At 54.5% G+C, this 16,082-nt stretch carries 19 protein-coding genes and 2 pseudogenes; 20 read left to right on the top strand and 1 reads right to left on the bottom strand.

What is annotated here, in order from left to right; genetic code table 11:
* The 9 genes and pseudogenes from ACR0DT_RS24415 to ACR0DT_RS24375 form a co-directional block, all read left to right on the top strand.
* Positions 1 to 91 (top strand): EF-Tu C-terminal domain-related protein (locus tag ACR0DT_RS24415; RefSeq protein ID WP_211330766.1); only part of this gene is annotated, 91 nt, incomplete at its 5' end.
* A gap of 188 nt (positions 92 to 279) precedes the next feature.
* On the top strand, positions 280 to 1,524 hold the full coding sequence (locus ACR0DT_RS24410; RefSeq protein WP_480713261.1) for a cation:proton antiporter domain-containing protein: 1,245 nt from the start codon (positions 280 to 282) through the stop codon (positions 1,522 to 1,524).
* Positions 1,520 to 1,684: pseudogene (locus ACR0DT_RS24405) on the top strand (EF-Tu C-terminal domain-related protein); the annotation flags it as partial. The gene ACR0DT_RS24410 and the pseudogene ACR0DT_RS24405, both read left to right, overlap by 5 nt.
* A 237-nt stretch (positions 1,685 to 1,921) precedes the next feature.
* The gene (locus ACR0DT_RS24400) at positions 1,922 to 3,649 is read left to right on the top strand and encodes an amidohydrolase (RefSeq protein ID WP_480713260.1); all 1,728 of its coding nucleotides are present in this window, start codon (positions 1,922 to 1,924) and stop codon (positions 3,647 to 3,649) included.
* Between the two features lie 175 nt (positions 3,650 to 3,824).
* Positions 3,825 to 4,139: a 30S ribosomal protein S10 gene (rpsJ, locus tag ACR0DT_RS24395; protein ID WP_008756422.1), complete on the top strand. Its 315-nt coding sequence runs from the start codon at positions 3,825 to 3,827 to the stop codon at positions 4,137 to 4,139.
* Positions 4,140 to 4,157: 18 nt separating this feature from the next.
* Positions 4,158 to 4,883 carry a 50S ribosomal protein L3 gene (gene rplC / locus ACR0DT_RS24390; protein ID WP_170328778.1) on the top strand — a complete coding sequence of 242 codons (726 nt, stop codon included), beginning with the start codon at positions 4,158 to 4,160 and terminating at the stop codon, positions 4,881 to 4,883.
* Positions 4,880 to 5,497, top strand: coding sequence for a 50S ribosomal protein L4 (gene rplD / locus ACR0DT_RS24385; RefSeq protein WP_155148664.1), 618 nt, complete (start codon positions 4,880 to 4,882; stop codon positions 5,495 to 5,497). Before rplC ends, rplD begins: the two co-directional genes overlap by 4 nt.
* A complete protein-coding gene (locus ACR0DT_RS24380; protein WP_008757532.1) occupies positions 5,494 to 5,790 on the top strand; it encodes a 50S ribosomal protein L23 in 297 nt (98 codons plus the stop codon). The genes rplD and ACR0DT_RS24380 overlap by 4 nt, the downstream gene beginning before the upstream one ends.
* Before the next feature lie 283 nt (positions 5,791 to 6,073).
* Complete coding sequence (locus ACR0DT_RS24375) at positions 6,074 to 7,024, top strand: hypothetical protein (RefSeq protein WP_480713259.1); 951 nt, start codon at positions 6,074 to 6,076, stop codon at positions 7,022 to 7,024.
* A gap of 171 nt (positions 7,025 to 7,195) precedes the next feature.
* Here ACR0DT_RS24375 and ACR0DT_RS24370 read toward each other — a convergent pair whose 3' ends face one another.
* A complete protein-coding gene (locus ACR0DT_RS24370) occupies positions 7,196 to 7,702 on the bottom strand; it encodes a MarR family winged helix-turn-helix transcriptional regulator (protein ID WP_480713258.1) in 507 nt (168 codons plus the stop codon).
* 40 nt (positions 7,703 to 7,742) lie between these two features.
* On the opposite strand from ACR0DT_RS24370, the gene ACR0DT_RS24365 reads away from it, so the two are divergent.
* The 11 genes and pseudogenes from ACR0DT_RS24365 (at position 7,743) to ACR0DT_RS24315 (ending at position 16,016) form a co-directional block, all read left to right on the top strand.
* On the top strand, positions 7,743 to 8,324 hold the full coding sequence (locus ACR0DT_RS24365) for a YceI family protein (RefSeq protein WP_480713257.1): 582 nt from the start codon (positions 7,743 to 7,745) through the stop codon (positions 8,322 to 8,324).
* Between the two features lie 238 nt (positions 8,325 to 8,562).
* Positions 8,563 to 9,597, top strand: coding sequence for a fatty acid desaturase (locus tag ACR0DT_RS24360; RefSeq protein WP_480713256.1), 1,035 nt, complete (start codon positions 8,563 to 8,565; stop codon positions 9,595 to 9,597).
* Positions 9,598 to 9,602: 5 nt separating this feature from the next.
* A pseudogene (locus ACR0DT_RS24355) lies at positions 9,603 to 9,698 on the top strand (50S ribosomal protein L23); the annotation flags it as partial.
* Positions 9,699 to 10,061: 363 nt separating this feature from the next.
* Positions 10,062 to 10,613: a hypothetical protein gene (locus ACR0DT_RS24350; RefSeq protein ID WP_480713255.1), complete on the top strand. Its 552-nt coding sequence runs from the start codon at positions 10,062 to 10,064 to the stop codon at positions 10,611 to 10,613.
* 244 nt (positions 10,614 to 10,857) lie between these two features.
* The gene (locus ACR0DT_RS24345) at positions 10,858 to 12,408 is read left to right on the top strand and encodes an alpha/beta hydrolase (protein WP_480713254.1); all 1,551 of its coding nucleotides are present in this window, start codon (positions 10,858 to 10,860) and stop codon (positions 12,406 to 12,408) included.
* Between the two features lie 272 nt (positions 12,409 to 12,680).
* Positions 12,681 to 13,523, top strand: coding sequence for a 50S ribosomal protein L2 (rplB, locus tag ACR0DT_RS24340; RefSeq protein WP_170356688.1), 843 nt, complete (start codon positions 12,681 to 12,683; stop codon positions 13,521 to 13,523).
* Between the two features lie 3 nt (positions 13,524 to 13,526).
* Positions 13,527 to 13,805 carry a 30S ribosomal protein S19 gene (gene rpsS, locus ACR0DT_RS24335; RefSeq protein WP_005980699.1) on the top strand — a complete coding sequence of 93 codons (279 nt, stop codon included), beginning with the start codon at positions 13,527 to 13,529 and terminating at the stop codon, positions 13,803 to 13,805.
* Between the two features lie 3 nt (positions 13,806 to 13,808).
* Positions 13,809 to 14,189, top strand: coding sequence for a 50S ribosomal protein L22 (gene rplV, locus ACR0DT_RS24330; RefSeq protein ID WP_039538267.1), 381 nt, complete (start codon positions 13,809 to 13,811; stop codon positions 14,187 to 14,189).
* Positions 14,189 to 14,899 (top strand): 30S ribosomal protein S3, encoded by a 711-nt coding sequence (rpsC, locus tag ACR0DT_RS24325; RefSeq protein ID WP_008758042.1) that lies wholly within the window; start codon positions 14,189 to 14,191, stop codon positions 14,897 to 14,899. The genes rplV and rpsC overlap by 1 nt, the downstream gene beginning before the upstream one ends.
* 12 nt (positions 14,900 to 14,911) lie before the next feature.
* Positions 14,912 to 15,325 carry a 50S ribosomal protein L16 gene (gene rplP, locus ACR0DT_RS24320; protein WP_058283513.1) on the top strand — a complete coding sequence of 138 codons (414 nt, stop codon included), beginning with the start codon at positions 14,912 to 14,914 and terminating at the stop codon, positions 15,323 to 15,325.
* A gap of 202 nt (positions 15,326 to 15,527) precedes the next feature.
* On the top strand, positions 15,528 to 16,016 hold the full coding sequence (locus tag ACR0DT_RS24315; protein WP_480713253.1) for a YHS domain-containing (seleno)protein: 489 nt from the start codon (positions 15,528 to 15,530) through the stop codon (positions 16,014 to 16,016).
* Positions 16,017 to 16,082 lie beyond the last annotated feature (66 nt).

The raw sequence follows: 16,082 nt of genomic DNA, 5'->3' as shown, positions 1-16,082 counted from the left end.
ACCTATCGCGATGGAAGACGGCCTGCGTTTCGCCATCCGCGAAGGCGGCCGCACCGTCGGCGCCGGCGTTGTCTCGAAAATCATCGAGTAAGGCGCACTTTTCGCGCCTGGTTGTGACAGGTGATTTTCCACCGGAAAATCCGCCGAGAGCAATACGGTGAGCAAAAAAGAAGGCCGTCCCAAAGGGGGCGGCCTTTTTTGTTTGAAGTCACTGGTTCCAGGGCACGCAAAAATGTGCCGCTTGTGTAAGGTAGCTCCACAAGCAATATTTGAACCAATATGGAAAACTTTCTTTTACTTTCCTTTATTCTGCTCGGGACGGGCATTGCCATTGTCCCGATTGCTGTCTGGCTTGGCCTTGGCTCTGTGCTAGGTTTTCTCATTGCTGGAATGCTTCTTAGCCCTGCCTTGTCTGAGCTGGGTGTCGATGTCGATAATCTCGAACATTTTGCCGAATTTGGCGTCGTCATGATGCTGTTCTTGATTGGGTTGGAGCTGGCGCCGAATAAGCTTTGGGATTTGCGGAAAAGGCTACTGGGTTTGGGTGGGCTGCAACTTCTTTGTACGTCTATTGCTATAATGGGATTGGCGGTGGCGCTTGGTCAGCCGTGGCAGGCGGGGCTGACCATCGGGCTGATTTTCTCTTTGTCGTCCACAGCAATCGTATTGCAAACACTGCATGAAAAAGGGCTGCTGATGGGCACTGGGGGCCAGTCCAGCTTTTCGGTTCTGCTTATGCAGGACATTGCGGTGATCCCAATTCTGGCTTTGCTCCCGTTGTTGGCGTTGCCGGATCTTGCCGCGATGGGGGGCGGTTCTGTCAATCACGGACCCACGATGAGCACCGGGTTGTCGCTGAATCTTGTGAAGGATTTGCCTGGTTGGCTGAGGGCACTTGTCACGCTTGGCTCGATCATACTGGTGATTGCCGGAGGGGCTTATCTGATCGGACCAGTGTTCCGATACGTCGAATCCGCCAAGCTGCCCGAACTGTTCACAGCCATGGCGCTAACCATTGTGGTCGGGGTTGCTGTGCTGATGATGGCCGTTGGCCTGACCCCTGCATTGGGGGCGTTCATCGCTGGTGTGGTGTTGGCCAACAGCGAATATCGCACAGCCCTTGAAAAAGAGATCACCCCGTTCAAGGGGCTGTTTTTGGGGCTGTTTTTCGTCAGTGTCGGAGCCTCGGTGAATTTCAGGTTGATGGTTGATCACCTGGACCTGGTTGTTTCACTGACCCTGGGCGTGATGGTCATCAAGGCGGTTATTCTCTTTGCTCTGGGCCGATTGTTTGGTGTTTCCGGGGCAAATAATTGGCTGTTTGCGCTGGGAATGGCACAGGCCGGAGAGTTCGGCTTTGTACTGCTGTCCTTCTCAGTCGCCACGCACGTGCTGAGCGGTGATCTAGCGAATGCCCTGATCATTGTCGTTGCATTGTCGATGGTGCTGACGCCGTTGTTTTTTGTGTTTTATGACAAGGTTATTGCACCTCGATACGTACCGGCCCAATCGCCTGAGAGTTAGCGGCGCCGTGGCTCTAGCGGTTGGTCCCAAGAGGGTCATGCCCGACGATAACCTGTCGTTCGGTTTTGAGCTGATCGCGATGGAAATCGTTCTGCTCTTCGCGATCCGCGAAGGCGATCGCACCATCGGCACCGTCGTTGTGTCGAAGATTATTGAGTAATTCGCACCATCAGTAACCAGTGGAAAGGGCGTCCCCCGGGGTGCACATTTCATTTTTGCCTAAGTTTACGGTGATGCTAACTTCTTTCGTATTGAAACATTGCAATAGAAAAGAGGTAACATGATAAACTTTTCAGCGTATTCGATCTGTCTTGTCGCAGCGGTTTCTCTCTTTTCCACCTCGGCGTCCTCACAACAAATTGCGGACAGGATCTATCTCGGAGGGCCGATCATAACGATGGACGACAATAGCCCTACCGCCGAGGCCGTTGCGGTCAAGGATGGGCGCATTCTTGCGGTGGGGACGCTGTCTGAATTGTCAGCGCATCAGGGCGCGGAATCCGAAACCTATGATCTGGAAGGGCGTGCGTTGCTTCCAGGTTTCGTCGATAGCCATGGTCATGTTGTCATGGGGGGATTACAGGCCCTTTCTGCCAACCTTCTCGCGCCGCCAGATGGGGAGGTCGTTGATATCGCCAGCTTGCAATCCACGCTCTCCAACTGGGCCTCAGAGAATTCCGAAGCTGTTAAGCAGGTGAAGATGATTATTGGGTTCGGCTACGACAATGCTCAGCTCAAGGAATTGCGCCACCCCACGCGGCAAGAATTGGACAAGGTGTCTCAGGATGTACCTGTCATAATCATACATCAGTCAGGGCATCTGGGGGTCGCAAACTCGAAAGCTTTGGAATTGGCTGGCATCACGGCCGCGTCTGAGGCTCCTCCGGGCGGCGTGATTCAACGCGATGAGGCTGGAGAACCCAACGGTGTTCTGGAGGAATACGCGTTCTTCGCGGTACTCGTGCCCATGTTGGGTAATCTGGGTGAGGACGGTTTAGCGGCTTTCGCCCGAGCTGGAACCGAACTTTGGGCAAAGTTTGGATATACGACCGGACAAGAAGGTCGATCTTCAGGTGAAATTGTCGAAGTTCTCAGGAAGGTGGCCGCCGAAGAAGGGCTGCCTATCGACGTGGTAGCGTTTCCGGATGTTCTCGAGTCGAGGGAGTACATTGGCGCAAATACCTCTGAGGATTATGACGACCGGGTTCGGGTCGGAGGCTGCAAGCTGACAATCGACGGCTCGCCGCAGGGTTTTACCGCGTTGCGGGATCGACCCTATTATGATCCGGTCGGAAACTACGCAGCCGGGTATGCAGGATATGCGGCCATTACAACGGAGCAGCTCCAGGATGCCGTGAATTGGTGTTACGAAAACGGGTTTCAGATCCTTGTGCACTCCAACGGTGAAGGTGCATCTGACCTGCTCATTGCCACGCTGGAAGAGGCTCAGATAAAGTATGGCGACCCCGGTAACCGTCCGGTTCTGATACACGGTCAGTTTCTAAGGGAGGATCAGGTCGCGAGCTTCAAGCGTCTGGGTGTTTTTCCGTCACTTTTCCCGATGCACACCTTCTATTGGGGGGATTGGCATCGGGATCATACTGTTGGGCCGGTGAATGCCGACAACATCTCTCCCACAGGATGGTTGCGTGAGCGGGACATGATGTTTGGCACACACCATGATGCTCCGGTTGCGTTTCCGGACAGCATGCGGGTCCTTGCCGCAACCGTCACTCGCCGCACTCGGTCCGGTGATATTTTGGGGCCGCATCAGAGGGTTGATGTCATGACCGCCCTGAAGGCCATGACGATCTGGCCCGCTTGGCAGCATTTCGAAGAAGATGACAAGGGCTCTATCGAGGTTGGCAAAGTTGCAGACTTCGTGATCCTGTCAGATGATCCAACAGCGGTTGATCCCGAGACGCTGGCGGAGCTCGAAGTACGCGTGACCATTAAGAGCGACGAAGTTGTGTACGACGCAAAAGGTGGAGTCAGGGAAGGCAATCTACAGTTCTCGCCGTTTTCAAATGACCCTGTGATTGCTCATCTTTTCCTGCATGCGGTTTACCAAGGTATGAAGGTGGAGGAGCCATGGTTAAACAAAAGAGTGCCCAACGAGGAATAAGAATACTGCCTGTGTTTCGTTTGCCTCTTGCCAAAACGCTCAGGTCCCACTAATACGCGCGAGTTCTCAACAAGAACGTCAAGGCGGGGTGATTCCCGCCTTTTGGGTTCGAAGAGGGTTGGCGATGCGCGTCCGTCCTCCTCTCAACCTCAACGCCTGATAAAAGGCTGTTAATATGCAAAGCCAAAACATCCGTATTCGGCTGAAGGCATTTGACTATCGCGTTCTGGATGCCAGCACGCAAGAGATCGTCAACACTGCCAAGCGGACCGGCGCGAACGTGCGCGGCCCGATCCCGCTGCCGAACAAGATTGAGAAGTTCACGGTTCTCCGTGGCCCTCACGTTGACAAGAAATCCCGCGACCAGTTCGAGATCCGTACGCACAAGCGTCTGCTCGACATCGTTGATCCGACCCCCCAGACCGTTGACGCGCTGATGAAGCTCGACCTCGCTGCTGGTGTGGACGTCGAGATCAAGCTGCAGTCGTAAGATCGGAGGGTATAGATTATGCGCTCTGGTATTATCGCAAAAAAAGTCGGCATGACCCGCCTGTTCATGGAAGACGGCAAGCAGATCCCTGTGACCGTTCTTCACCTGGACAACCTGCAGGTCGTTGCACAGCGTACCGCTGACAAAGACGGCTACACCGCCGTTCAGCTGGGCGCCGGTGCTGCCAAGGCAAAACGCACCTCGAAAGCCATGCGCGGTCACTACGCCGCTGCCAAGGTTGAGCCCAAGCGTAAGCTGGCCGAGTTCCGCGTCTCCGAAGATGGCCTGATCGATGTGGGCGCCGAGATTTCGGCAGAACACTTCCTGGAAGGTCAGAAAGTTGACGTTTCGGGTACCTCGATCGGTAAAGGCTTTGCCGGTGCAATGAAGCGCCACAACTTCGGTGGTCTGCGCGCTTCGCACGGTGTTTCGATCAGCCACCGTTCGCACGGTTCGACCGGTCAGTGTCAGGATCCGGGCAAGGTTTTCAAAGGCAAGAAGATGGCCGGTCACATGGGTGCTGCCCGTGTCACCACCCAGAACCTGGAAGTCGTCAAAACTGACGCCGACCGGAACCTGGTCTTCATCAAAGGCGCCGTTCCCGGACCGAAATCGGGCTGGGTCACCGTCAAGGACGCCGTGAAGAAGAAAGCACCGGAAGGCCTGCCTTTCCCGGCTGCTGTGAAATCGGCTGCAACCGAAGCACCTGCGGAAGAAGCTCCCGCGGAAGGTGGTGAAGCATGAAACTTGATGTAATCAAACTGGACGGCGGCAAAGCCGGCGACATCGAGCTGAACGCCGATCTGTTCGGTCTCGAGCCGCGCGCGGACATTCTGCACCGTGTGGTCCGTTGGCAGCGTAACAACGCGCAGGCCGGCACCCACAAGGTGAAGACCCGCTCGGAAACCAGCTACTCGACCAAGAAGATCTATCGCCAAAAGGGCACCGGTGGCGCACGCCATGGTGACCGTAACGCGCCGATCTTCCGCAAGGGTGGTATCTACAAGGGTCCGACTCCTCGTTCGCACGGCCACGACCTGCCGAAAAAGTTCCGCAAGCTTGGCCTGCGCCACGCTCTGTCGGCCAAAGCCAAGGCAGGTGAACTGGTTGTGATCGAGAACGCCGAAGCCGAAGGCAAGACCGCCGCTCTGGCCAAACAGGTTGCAAACCTGGGCTGGAAACGCGCTCTGGTCATCGACGGCGCGACCGTGAACGAAGGTTTCCTGAAGGCGTCGCGCAACATCGAAGGTCTGGATATCCTGCCGTCGATGGGTGCAAACGTTTATGACATCCTCAAGCGTGACACCCTGGTGCTCACCAAGGCGGCTGTCGAAGCACTGGAGGCTCGTCTGAAATGAGCGCGAAGGCAGAACACTACGACGTGATCCGCAAGCCGATCATCACCGAAAAGTCGACCATGGCGTCCGAAAACGGCGCGGTTGTCTTTGAAGTGGCGATCGACAGCAACAAGCCGCAGATCAAAGAGGCCGTTGAGGCGCTGTTTGGTGTGAAGGTCAAAGCGGTGAACACCACCGTGACTAAAGGCAAAGTCAAGCGGTTCCGCGGTCAGCTGGGCCGTCGGAAAGACGTCAAAAAAGCATATGTGACCCTGGAAGAGGGTAACACCATCGACGTAAGTACTGGTCTCTGATCCAGCGCTTATTGCGTGCATTCATGGCCCCGGCGGTGTACCCCGCCGGGGCCAATTTCGTTTCAGGCGGGGAAACTGCGCGTTGACGGTTGTTCAGTTGAAAGCGGGGCCACCACCAGCATCGGGTCATTTTCTAGATTTCAAGTGTGAAGCTGTGACGTCGGTTGGCTTCTATGATCCGTGGTATGGCTGTCTGGAAATGGTAAATCAGGCGACCCTATCGAAATTTCCGATTGTGTGTGCAAGTACGTCATTGCTGGGCGTAAAACAGTAAGGCTGTGGAATGAGTGAGAAAACAAAAGTCGTATTCTTGCATCGCAAGGGATTGAGCGGCGCAGGGTCAAAAATCATGCGGTGCGACCAGTTGAGTGAAATCTGCACGCGTTACTTAAATGACAAGTATGATTTTTCTGTTGTTTCACAGCGGCCCATTCGCAACGCAGCCGCATTGGACAGGGCCTGCGAGGCTGTTCAGGACTGCATAGTCATCATGTTGAAAGGAACTCCAAACAAGTTTGGCGAAGAGGGAATGCGGCAGTTGAGCGCCAGCGCAAGAGCCGTAGGCATCGACTATGTTGACTCGAATGTGAGTCACAGTTTTTCGCAATATGCCGATTTTCATATCAGCGCCTCTCGGGTGGGATACAGAGTACTTCAAGAGCATATGGACGATTTGGGTGCCGACGCGGGAAGAGGTCGGGTAGTGCACCTGACCCACCATGCGGACCCCAGATTGGCCAACCTGCACAACGTACAGCAGCTGGAGTTTGCTGCGGGATATCTTGGTCACCCCAATAATGTTTACTTGCCGGACTTGGTCAAAGACCGGGTTCATATTCTGAGTTATGGAAAAGACAGAAATTTCACAGACGCATTTGATGCGCTAAACCGGTTCAACATGCACTATTGTGTTCGCTCCCTGCGGCAGCAGAAAAAAGCGGGTTCTAAAGTGGCCAAGCCGTTTACCAAGGGCTTCACTGCCGCAACCTTAGGAGCCAACGTTATGACGCTGCGGGAATCGGACGACGCAGTGCATTACCTTGGGGAGGACTATCCCTTTTTCCTAGAGACAGCGAATGAGGTAGAGATCAGCGCGGCTCTGGATCGGGCCAAAGACCTGTTCGGAACACAGGTCTGGGTAGAAGCCCTTGATCGAATGGCTTTCGTTCGGGCGCAGGTGTCCCTAGAAAAAGTGGCCAGAGAAATGGGTGGTATTCTTTCTGACTTCACCTAGATTTAGACGGCTGTTTGGATCGAGAGGGGCACCAATGGTGTTCGGGGCTTGCTACCCCACCAAAACGTGTCCTTCGGCTCAATCACTCGTAAGTATGACCATACAAAATCCAGTAGCCACATTGGCGAGGCTGAGGTGACGAGTCTGATGCGGTCAATTTTGAACCGAGTTTCAATCAGTTTCTGACAATGCGCCAACAGTTTCGATAAACTTGCGCCAACCATCGGCCCTGCCAAATGCGCGCATCTTTTCATGCAGCAGCGGGCCGTAAATTGCCCACATACGTTTCCGTAATTCTCGGCCCTTGTCTGTGATCTGCAGAACTTTTCCGCGTCGATCCTCGGCATATGAAACAAACTCGATCAACCCCTCTGCAGCCATTCGCCTGCTGAGATGCGAGAGGTTCGATTGCTCAAAAATGGTGTCTTCTTCCAGTTCAAAGGGGCGCAGTCTTCCTTCGTGCCGTTCCAGCGACCATAGCAGATCGTACCATTTCAGGGGCGGCAGACCCGCGTCTTTCAGGGCCGCACTGATTTCGGATTGGATAAGCCGGGTGGCCCGGTTCATGGCGACCCAGATGTCCGTTTCCAAAGGTGTTGGCAGATCATTCTTCACAACTTTGTGTTCGACCCAAATCTGATTGCTGTTTTCCGCATTTTCAACTAGATGAAAATTCATCTAATATCCAGCCCCTATTACGGATGAAAGGATTACCCTCATGACCTTCAAATCTATAATCGCTGCAGTTGCCTTGACCGTCGCAGCCGCCCCGGCCTTTGCGCAGACCTACAAAACCGATCAGGGGCATACTGAGGTTCGCTTTGGCTGGAGCCATGCCGGCGTGTCCAACCAGCATGCCGAGTTCACCAAGGCCGAAGGCGTGCTGGATTTGAACGCGGATGATGTTGAGGCGTCGACTCTGAACGTGACGATTGACACCAACAGCCTGTCTTCCGGCTTTGGTCCGCTGGACGATCACCTGAAATCGGCGGATTTCTTTGAGGTCGAAACCTACCCCGAGATCACCTTTGTCAGCACCGGGATCGAGCGAACCGGTGACACCACGGCGGATGTGACCGGTGACCTGACCATCCACGGTGTGACCAAGCCCGTGACCCTGAATGCCACGCTGACCCATCAGGGTGAGCACCCGCTGGGCAGTGCCATCGAATATTACGCGGGCGACTGGGTGGCCTTCACGGCTGAAGGTGAGATTGACCACAAGGAGTTCGGCGTAGGGCCGTTCTCGACCGGGCCGATCAGCATCATGATTGTTACCGAAATGAAGGCGGACGGATAAGCTGATCCGTCGAAAAACGTATGTGCCCGAGGAAAAGGCCTCGACCTCGGACGTGTCCACCGGCCTCTGATTGCACCCGTATTTGCAGATACCCAAAGACCCCCGCGCAAGCGGGGGTTTTTTCTTGCAGCGGTAACACCGAATTTTGAACGCAAACTTCAGCGACTGCCCAGAAAAGGCTTGCCATGCCGGAACGGTAGTCTATCCGGCTTTACACAAACAATAGACTGGCAGGCGTATGACTGAACCCTTTCTCTCGACCCAGGATAAGCCCGAGGTAACCGCTGCTCGTGAATGGGTCACAACACTGGCTAGGTATCGTGAACCGGATCAGTTGCGCAGCTCGTTCGAACTGGGTGTTAGCATAGTTCCCTTCTTTGCGCTATGGGCGCTGTCCTGGATGTCTCTGTCGGTCAGCTATTGGTTGGCCTTTGCGATTTCAGTCCTAAACGCGGCCTTTCTGCTGCGCCTGTTTGCGATCCAGCATGATTGCGGGCACGGGGCGTTTTTCAAGAACAGGGCGGTCAGCGACTGGATCGGGCGTGGGATCGGAGTTCTGACTCTGACCCCTTATGATGTCTGGCGCCGCACGCATTCGACGCATCACAATAGCTCGGGCAATCTGGGCAAGCGGGGGATGGGTGATATCCATACCCTGACAGTGACTGAGTATCAGGCGAAGACGCCAATGAACCAGTTCTGGTACCGTGTTTATCGGCACCCGATCACTTTGTTCGTATTCGGGCCCGGCTACCTGTTTCTTTTTCAAAACCGCCTCCCGTTTGGACTGACTGGCAGTCTGAAGTTTTGGGTCAGTGCGATGGTAACCAATGTCGCGATCCTGGCCGCGTTGCTGGCCATTTACTATTTTGGCGGCCTGATGCCTGTGTTGCTGATCTTTCTGCCCTCAACCCTGATTGCAGCGACTGCCGGAGTATGGCTGTTTTATGTACAGCATCAGTTCGAAGACACACACTGGAACCCCGATGAGGACTGGCAACTGCACGAGGCGGCTCTTCACGGAAGCTCGCATTATATACTGCCGTCCGTGTTGCAATGGTTCAGCGCCAATATCGGTATCCACCACGTGCATCACCTGTACAGCCGCATTCCGTTCTACCGCCTGACCGAAGTGTTGCGCGATCATGATGAGCTGGCGAACAGCAACCGGATGACCATCCGCGAAAGTCTCGCCAACGCGCGGCTGCACCTGTGGGATGAGCAAAGCCGTCGTCTGCTGTCCTTCGCCGAGGCCCGTGCCCTTTATGGGTGAGGAGTAGGTTCCGCGGCCAGCTGGGTCGTCGGAATGACGTCAAGAAAGCACATGTGACCTTGGTAGAGGGGCACACCACCGACGTGTTCACCGGTCTCTGATGGAATTCTTCTGTGAAGAGAACTAAAGGTCTCGAGAGAGTGAGGGCTTTTTGTTGTATTGCCCTCGATCCATGTCTCACCGTTGCATATGAAATCAAACACCACCAGAGGTTGGCAACCTATCGGTTTCGCTGCTTCTTTTGTGTCACTGTTACCGTGAACGCTCAAGACGCACCCTTTGTGTCTTTCCTTGGAACTGTGGTCGTCGGGGCTATCCGAGTTACATAGACAACCATGGATGACACAGACGCAGCACGAGAAAATAGAAGCAATCAAAGACCTCTGCTCCGACGTTTACAGAGCCTGTTTCAAAGTGCGGAGGTCAAGCCTCCTGACACCGATCTCGTTTCGGATTCTGAGGCGGTGCGTGCGCAGGTACTGGAGCAGATGCGGGGGTTCAGTTCCGAGCCTTACTTTCAGATTGCGGATGAGAAGCTGCGGCTATTGTCGGTTTTCGATGATCTAAAGTATGACCGGGCTGATGTGGACATGGTCTCTCCGGCGATGCGCAAACACGTTGTGGGTAAGCTCGGCCCACTAGGGTTTCGCCAGACCTCGGGCACGGTGCTGGAGCATGCCGAAGCTGAGATGCGCGTATACATACCCAAATTCCACGCCCTCGGCGCGTCACCTTTCGACATCACGCGCTATACCGAGAAACGCCCGCAGGATTACTGCCTGCTAACGCCCACGCAGGTGGCTTGTCAGTACGTGGACTACTACGAGCTGGACGACGCAGTACAACGGATCGAGGCATTGATTGCGAAGCACCCGATCAACCTGCTCAAACTGGCGGATTATCTGGAAGGCAAACCCAAACACCGCGCTTTTCGAGAGGTGCTGGGTCATATCAAACTTAAGCAAAGGATCGCGGTGGAGTCCGAGCCGCTGTGCCGCAGGCGATCTTTGGGGTGAACGGCCAAATGGGCTGTCGGAAAAGCGTCAAGAAAACATATGTGACCCCAAGAAGAGGGTAACACCATCGACGAGTCCACCGGTCTCTGATCGAACCCGTCTTTGGAAAGAGAGAAAGGCCCCCGCGAAAGCGGGGTTTATTGTTGAAAATTAGACGTTTGGCAGAACGGCTACATATTGACAGCATGTTTTACCGGCACAAAGATGGCGGGAGTTAGAAAGATATTTATGTAGAAATGACGAAATGGCTAATCCTTGGCATGTGCGTTGGTTGAATGAAGGCGTTAAAAGGTGGAACCAGCGCCGGAAGCGTGTCTACTTTGAACCGGATTTATCCGGCCTTAATTTCTTCGACGTTCTTCCCCCCGATTTTCGAGATGATCCAAAGACGTCCCGTTACTTTGAAAGAATTGATCTTAGTGACGCCGACCTAGTAGGCGCGAACCTTTCGCGACTAAATTTCCAGAAATCAAAGTTTGATAATGCGAAATTGCATCAAGCTGACCTCACGCGGTCCAACTTTGAGAAAGCTTCGTTCAGCTCTGCCGATCTAACTGATGTTAGATTTGAGGGTTCAATTCTTGCCGATGCGATCTTTGAGAACTCAACCCTAGAAAACACCTCGTTTCAAAACGCCGATATCAACGGGGTTTTGATTATTGGAACCGAATTGAGCTCTGAGCAACGTGATCATGTCGGAGCGCAGTACATTCGAGAATACCCTTCAAGGACAGTGTATCGCGAAGAGTTGCGACAAAAATCTTCACTAACTGCAGATAATAAAGCTGGACTAGAACCAAAAGAGGACTCTCGCCCTCGGAAGAACGCCTACGAAGTCTTTTTCGGCACGACGCGTGGTCCGATAATCGAACGTGGGGCGGTGATTGGGTACGGAGCAGAGCAATGGCAGCAGATAAACTATGGGATCGCTCAGGTTGTTGTTCCAGAGGGCAACAGGCTAGGTGGGCTGGGTAAGACGCTCTGGAGGCGGCTATTTAACAAGCAGAAAAGTGACCTGCGCCTCAAGCAAATCATGACGCTTAATGAAGATCTATTTTTCTCAGTTCTAAGGAAGGTAAACAAGTCGGGTGGGCACCATCAACGCCCCACGATTTTTGTTCATGGTTACAACACTTCTTTTGAAGGTGCCGTCCTTAGAGCCGCGCAGTTTGGTCACGACCTTGGAATCGCTCAAGGTATCGGGCTGTTTAGTTGGCCCTCGCGTGGTACAGAGGCGGGATACTCATCCGATGAGGCTAGCGCCGAACGCAACAGATACGCTCTGTCAGAGTTTCTTGAGATGTTTACGGAGACATTTTCGGAGCATGGTGTTAGCGTTGTTGCGCACAGTATGGGGTGTAGATGCCTACTCGGGGCAATTGAGGTTCTTACTACAAGAAATCCAAATGCTGCAGCCTCCATACATCAAGTTATTTTGGCCGCTGCCGATGTCGACGCAGCAATAATGCCGTATCAAGGCTTACATGCAGTTTCCTCAGCTGACCGAGCTACTTCCTATGTCGGTGACAAGGATCTGGCATTGAAGCTCTCAAGATGGCTGCATGGATATGATCGGGTAGGTCTTGTTCCTCCTGCGTTTACAATGCCGGGTTTAGACACTGTACTTGTGAATGACGCAGACTTAGGCCCATTTGCGCATGGCTATATCGGCCAAAGTCGCGCGGTGCTTGGAGATGTTCATTCGTTACTGACAAAAAATGAGCCACCTTCATCACGCTTTTCCATGAGGGAATACCTCATCGATGGCGTTCAAGTTTGGAAGTTGGCGGACTGAAACCAAAAGATCCTTGCTGGAAACCACGAAAAAACTTGGGTTTGGGCTTTTGTTTGCGGAATACATAAATCGGCCCCGTGAGTGTTCTCATTATCCTATAGACACCCACCCCCAACACTGCTAAATGCACCCAATCTTGCGGCCTCGGATTCGTTCCGGGGCCTCTGATATTTGTAACCGGGGACCTTCGGGGCCCTATACCCTTGGCACCTACGGGGGCCTATCACATAGCAGGGAAACCCCCTGCACTTGCTAAACGGAAGACAGAAAGCATGGCACTCAAGTCGTACAAGCCGACGACGCCGGGCCAGCGCGGGCTGGTGCTGATCGACCGTTCGGAGCTTTGGAAAGGACGTCCGGTCAAGTCTCTCACTGAGGGTTTGACCAAATCGGGCGGCCGGAACAACACCGGACGGATCACTTCACGCCGCCGCGGCGGTGGCGCAAAGCGTCTCTACCGGATCGTTGACTTCAAACGGAACAAATTTGATGTCGCGGCAACCGTCGAGCGGATCGAATATGACCCGAACCGGACCGCATTCATCGCACTGGTAAAATACGAAGACGGCGAGCAGGCATATATCCTGGCTCCGCAGCGTCTGGCTGTTGGTGACAAAGTCATCGCGTCGGCAAAGGCCGACATCAAGCCGGGCAATGCAATGCCGTTCTCGGGCATGCCCATCGGTACCATCGTCCACAACATCGAGATGAAGCCTGGTAAAGGCGGTCAGATCGCACGTGCGGCAGGTACATACGCTCAGTTCGTTGGTCGCGATGGCGGCTACGCTCAGATCCGTCTGAGCTCGGGCGAGCTGCGCATGGTCCGTCAGGAATGCATGGCCACCGTTGGTGCCGTGTCCAACCCCGACAACTCGAACCAGAACCTCGGTAAAGCCGGTCGTATGCGCCACAAAGGCGTTCGTCCGTCGGTTCGTGGTGTTGCAATGAACCCGATCGATCACCCACACGGTGGTGGTGAAGGTCGTACCTCGGGTGGCCGTACACCGGTTACACCGTGGGGTAAGGACACCAAGGGTAAGCGTACCCGCAACAAGAACAAAGCGTCCCAGAAGCTGATCATCCGCTCGCGGCACGCCAAGAAGAAGGGACGTTAATCTATGTCTCGCTCTGTTTGGAAGGGTCCTTTCGTCGATGCTTACGTGCTGAAAAAAGCCGAAGCAGCGCGCGAGTCGGGCCGCAACGAAGTCATCAAAATCTGGTCGCGTCGTTCCACCATTCTGCCCCAGTTCGTGGGTTTGACCTTTGGTGTGTACAACGGCCAGAAGCATATCCCGGTAAACGTCTCGGAAGACATGATCGGTCAGAAGTTCGGTGAATACTCGCCGACCCGTACCTATTATGGCCACGCCGCAGACAAAAAAGCGAAGCGGAAGTAAGTCATGGGCAAGGAAAAGAACCCCCGCCGCGTGGCTGAAAACGAAGCAATGGCGAAAACTCGCATGCTTCGCACCAGCCCGCAGAAACTGAACCTGGTTGCGCAAATGATCCGCGGCAAGAAAGTTGAGAAGGCTCTGACCGACCTGACTTTCTCGAATAAGCGTGTCGCGCAGGACGTTAAGAAGTGCTTGCAGTCCGCAATCGCGAATGCCGAAAACAACCACAATCTGGACGTTGACGAGCTGATCGTCGCCGAAGCATGGGTTGGCAAGAACCTGGTCATGAAGCGCGGTCGTCCGCGTGCCCGTGGCCGTTTCGGCAAGATCATGAAGCCGTTCTCGGAGATCACCATCAAGGTGCGTCAAGTTGAGGAGCAAGCCTAATGGGTCATAAAGTAAATCCGATTGGCATGCGCCTGCAGGTCAACCGCACCTGGGACAGCCGCTGGTACGCCGACACCAAGGACTACGGTGATCTTCTGCTGGAAGACCTCAAGATCCGTGAGTTCATCAACAAAGAGTGCAAGCAGGCCGGTGTTGCCCGTGTGATCATCGAACGTCCGCACAAGAAGTGCCGCGTCACGATCCACACTGCACGTCCCGGTGTCATCATCGGCAAGAAAGGTGCAGACATCGAAGTTCTGCGTAAAAAGCTTGCTCGTATGACCGACAGCGAACTGCACCTGAACATCGTCGAAGTGCGCAAGCCCGAGCTTGACGCGCAGCTGGTTGCCGAGTCCATCGCTCAGCAGCTGGAACGTCGTGTTTCGTTCCGTCGCGCAATGAAGCGCTCGGTTCAGAACGCCATGCGCATGGGCGCCCTGGGTATCCGGGTGAACGTCGCTGGCCGTCTGGGCGGCGCCGAAATCGCACGGACCGAGTGGTACCGCGAAGGCCGCGTGCCTCTGCACACCCTGCGTGCCGACATCGATTACGCACATGCCGAAGCGATGACCCCCTATGGGATCATCGGGATCAAGGTCTGGATCTTCAAAGGTGAGATCATGGAGCACGATCCGCAGGCACGTGACCGTAAAGCACAGGAACTCCAGGACGGCCCTGCACCTCGTGGTGCTGGTGGCGGTCGTCGCTAAGGAGGGAAAGATATGCTTCAACCAAAGCGTACTAAATTCCGCAAGATGCACAAAGGCCGGATCAAGGGTCTCGCCAAAGGCGGCTCTGATCTGAACTTTGGCACCTACGGCCTGAAAGCTCTTGAGCCTGAGCGTGTAACTGCACGCCAGATCGAAGCTGCACGTCGTGCCATGACGCGTCACATGAAGCGTCAGGGTCGTGTCTGGATCCGCATCTTCCCCGACACTCCGGTCACTGCAAAGCCGATCGAAGTTCGTATGGGTAAAGGTAAAGGTTCGGTCGACCGCTGGGCATGCAAAGTCAAGCCTGGCCGCGTGATGTTCGAGATCGACGGCGTCAATGACGACATCGCCCGCGAGGCCCTACGCCTGGCCGCGATGAAGCTGCCGATCAAGACCCGCGTCGTAGTTCGCGAAGACTGGTAAGCGATTGGGGGAAACCCCACCGTATGAAATCGAAGCCCCCGTCGGGAAACCGGCGGGGGTTTTGTGTTGTCGGCGTCAGATGCAGGTGATGGAGCTTAAACCATCAAAGGTCGCATGCCGGTTTACAGACTCGTGACTGGCAATCGGCAGTCAGGCGTGGCTAAATTCGGGCGAACCCTCTCTGCCATCGAGTAGGACGCTGATGCCAAGTTTTATCTTTCGCCTGTTCGTTCTCTTGTTTCTGGTGACCGTTGGCACCGCGATTGCGCCCGTAAAATCATGGGCCGCGTCGCCCGAGGTGAACTTGGGGTATTTCAACAAGCTTGCGATGAACGGTTATGACGTCATGACCTATTGGAAAGGTGGTGATCCGCAAAAGGGCGATCCTGAGATCACAGCTCAGCACAATGGGGCCACCTGGGTGTTTCTGAATGAGGATAATCGTCAGGCGTTCCTGTCCGACCCGGCGAAATTTGCGCCACAGTTTGGTGGATATTGCGCCTATGCGGCCAGCCAGAACGCTGTGGCGGATGTCGACCCGTTCGCGTGGCGCATTTGGGATGACAAACTGTACCTGAATTACAGCCCGCAGGTGCGGCGCATCTGGGCCAGCGATATTGACGCGAATATCGAAAAGGCGAACGGATACTGGCCTGAACTGCTAAAGTGTAGTGGTTCAGATGTGATCTGACAGTTGGCCGTTTTCTGGCGGCGTCTGTCAGGTCAAGTTTGGTTCAGGAACTTTTCCTTCCAGATC

Source organism: Ruegeria sp. BI11, from assembly GCF_056538005.1.
The sequence above is the reverse complement of the archived record's forward strand: the minus strand, read 5'-3'. Positions and strand labels throughout refer to the sequence as shown.

Coding starts and splice junctions, on each gene's coding strand:
- ACR0DT_RS24410 (WP_480713261.1), top strand. CDS start 280: ATGGAAAACTTTCTTTTACTTTCCTTTATTCTGCTCGGGACGGGCATT.
- ACR0DT_RS24400 (WP_480713260.1), top strand. CDS start 1,922: ATGGACGACAATAGCCCTACCGCCGAGGCCGTTGCGGTCAAGGATGGG.
- rpsJ (WP_008756422.1), top strand. CDS start 3,825: ATGCAAAGCCAAAACATCCGTATTCGGCTGAAGGCATTTGACTATCGC.
- rplC (WP_170328778.1), top strand. CDS start 4,158: ATGCGCTCTGGTATTATCGCAAAAAAAGTCGGCATGACCCGCCTGTTC.
- rplD (WP_155148664.1), top strand. CDS start 4,880: ATGAAACTTGATGTAATCAAACTGGACGGCGGCAAAGCCGGCGACATC.
- ACR0DT_RS24380 (WP_008757532.1), top strand. CDS start 5,494: ATGAGCGCGAAGGCAGAACACTACGACGTGATCCGCAAGCCGATCATC.
- ACR0DT_RS24375 (WP_480713259.1), top strand. CDS start 6,074: ATGAGTGAGAAAACAAAAGTCGTATTCTTGCATCGCAAGGGATTGAGC.
- ACR0DT_RS24370 (WP_480713258.1), bottom strand. CDS start 7,702: ATGAATTTTCATCTAGTTGAAAATGCGGAAAACAGCAATCAGATTTGG.
- ACR0DT_RS24365 (WP_480713257.1), top strand. CDS start 7,743: ATGACCTTCAAATCTATAATCGCTGCAGTTGCCTTGACCGTCGCAGCC.
- ACR0DT_RS24360 (WP_480713256.1), top strand. CDS start 8,563: ATGACTGAACCCTTTCTCTCGACCCAGGATAAGCCCGAGGTAACCGCT.
- ACR0DT_RS24345 (WP_480713254.1), top strand. CDS start 10,858: ATGGCTAATCCTTGGCATGTGCGTTGGTTGAATGAAGGCGTTAAAAGG.
- rplB (WP_170356688.1), top strand. CDS start 12,681: ATGGCACTCAAGTCGTACAAGCCGACGACGCCGGGCCAGCGCGGGCTG.
- rpsS (WP_005980699.1), top strand. CDS start 13,527: ATGTCTCGCTCTGTTTGGAAGGGTCCTTTCGTCGATGCTTACGTGCTG.
- rplV (WP_039538267.1), top strand. CDS start 13,809: ATGGGCAAGGAAAAGAACCCCCGCCGCGTGGCTGAAAACGAAGCAATG.
- rpsC (WP_008758042.1), top strand. CDS start 14,189: ATGGGTCATAAAGTAAATCCGATTGGCATGCGCCTGCAGGTCAACCGC.
- rplP (WP_058283513.1), top strand. CDS start 14,912: ATGCTTCAACCAAAGCGTACTAAATTCCGCAAGATGCACAAAGGCCGG.
- ACR0DT_RS24315 (WP_480713253.1), top strand. CDS start 15,528: ATGCCAAGTTTTATCTTTCGCCTGTTCGTTCTCTTGTTTCTGGTGACC.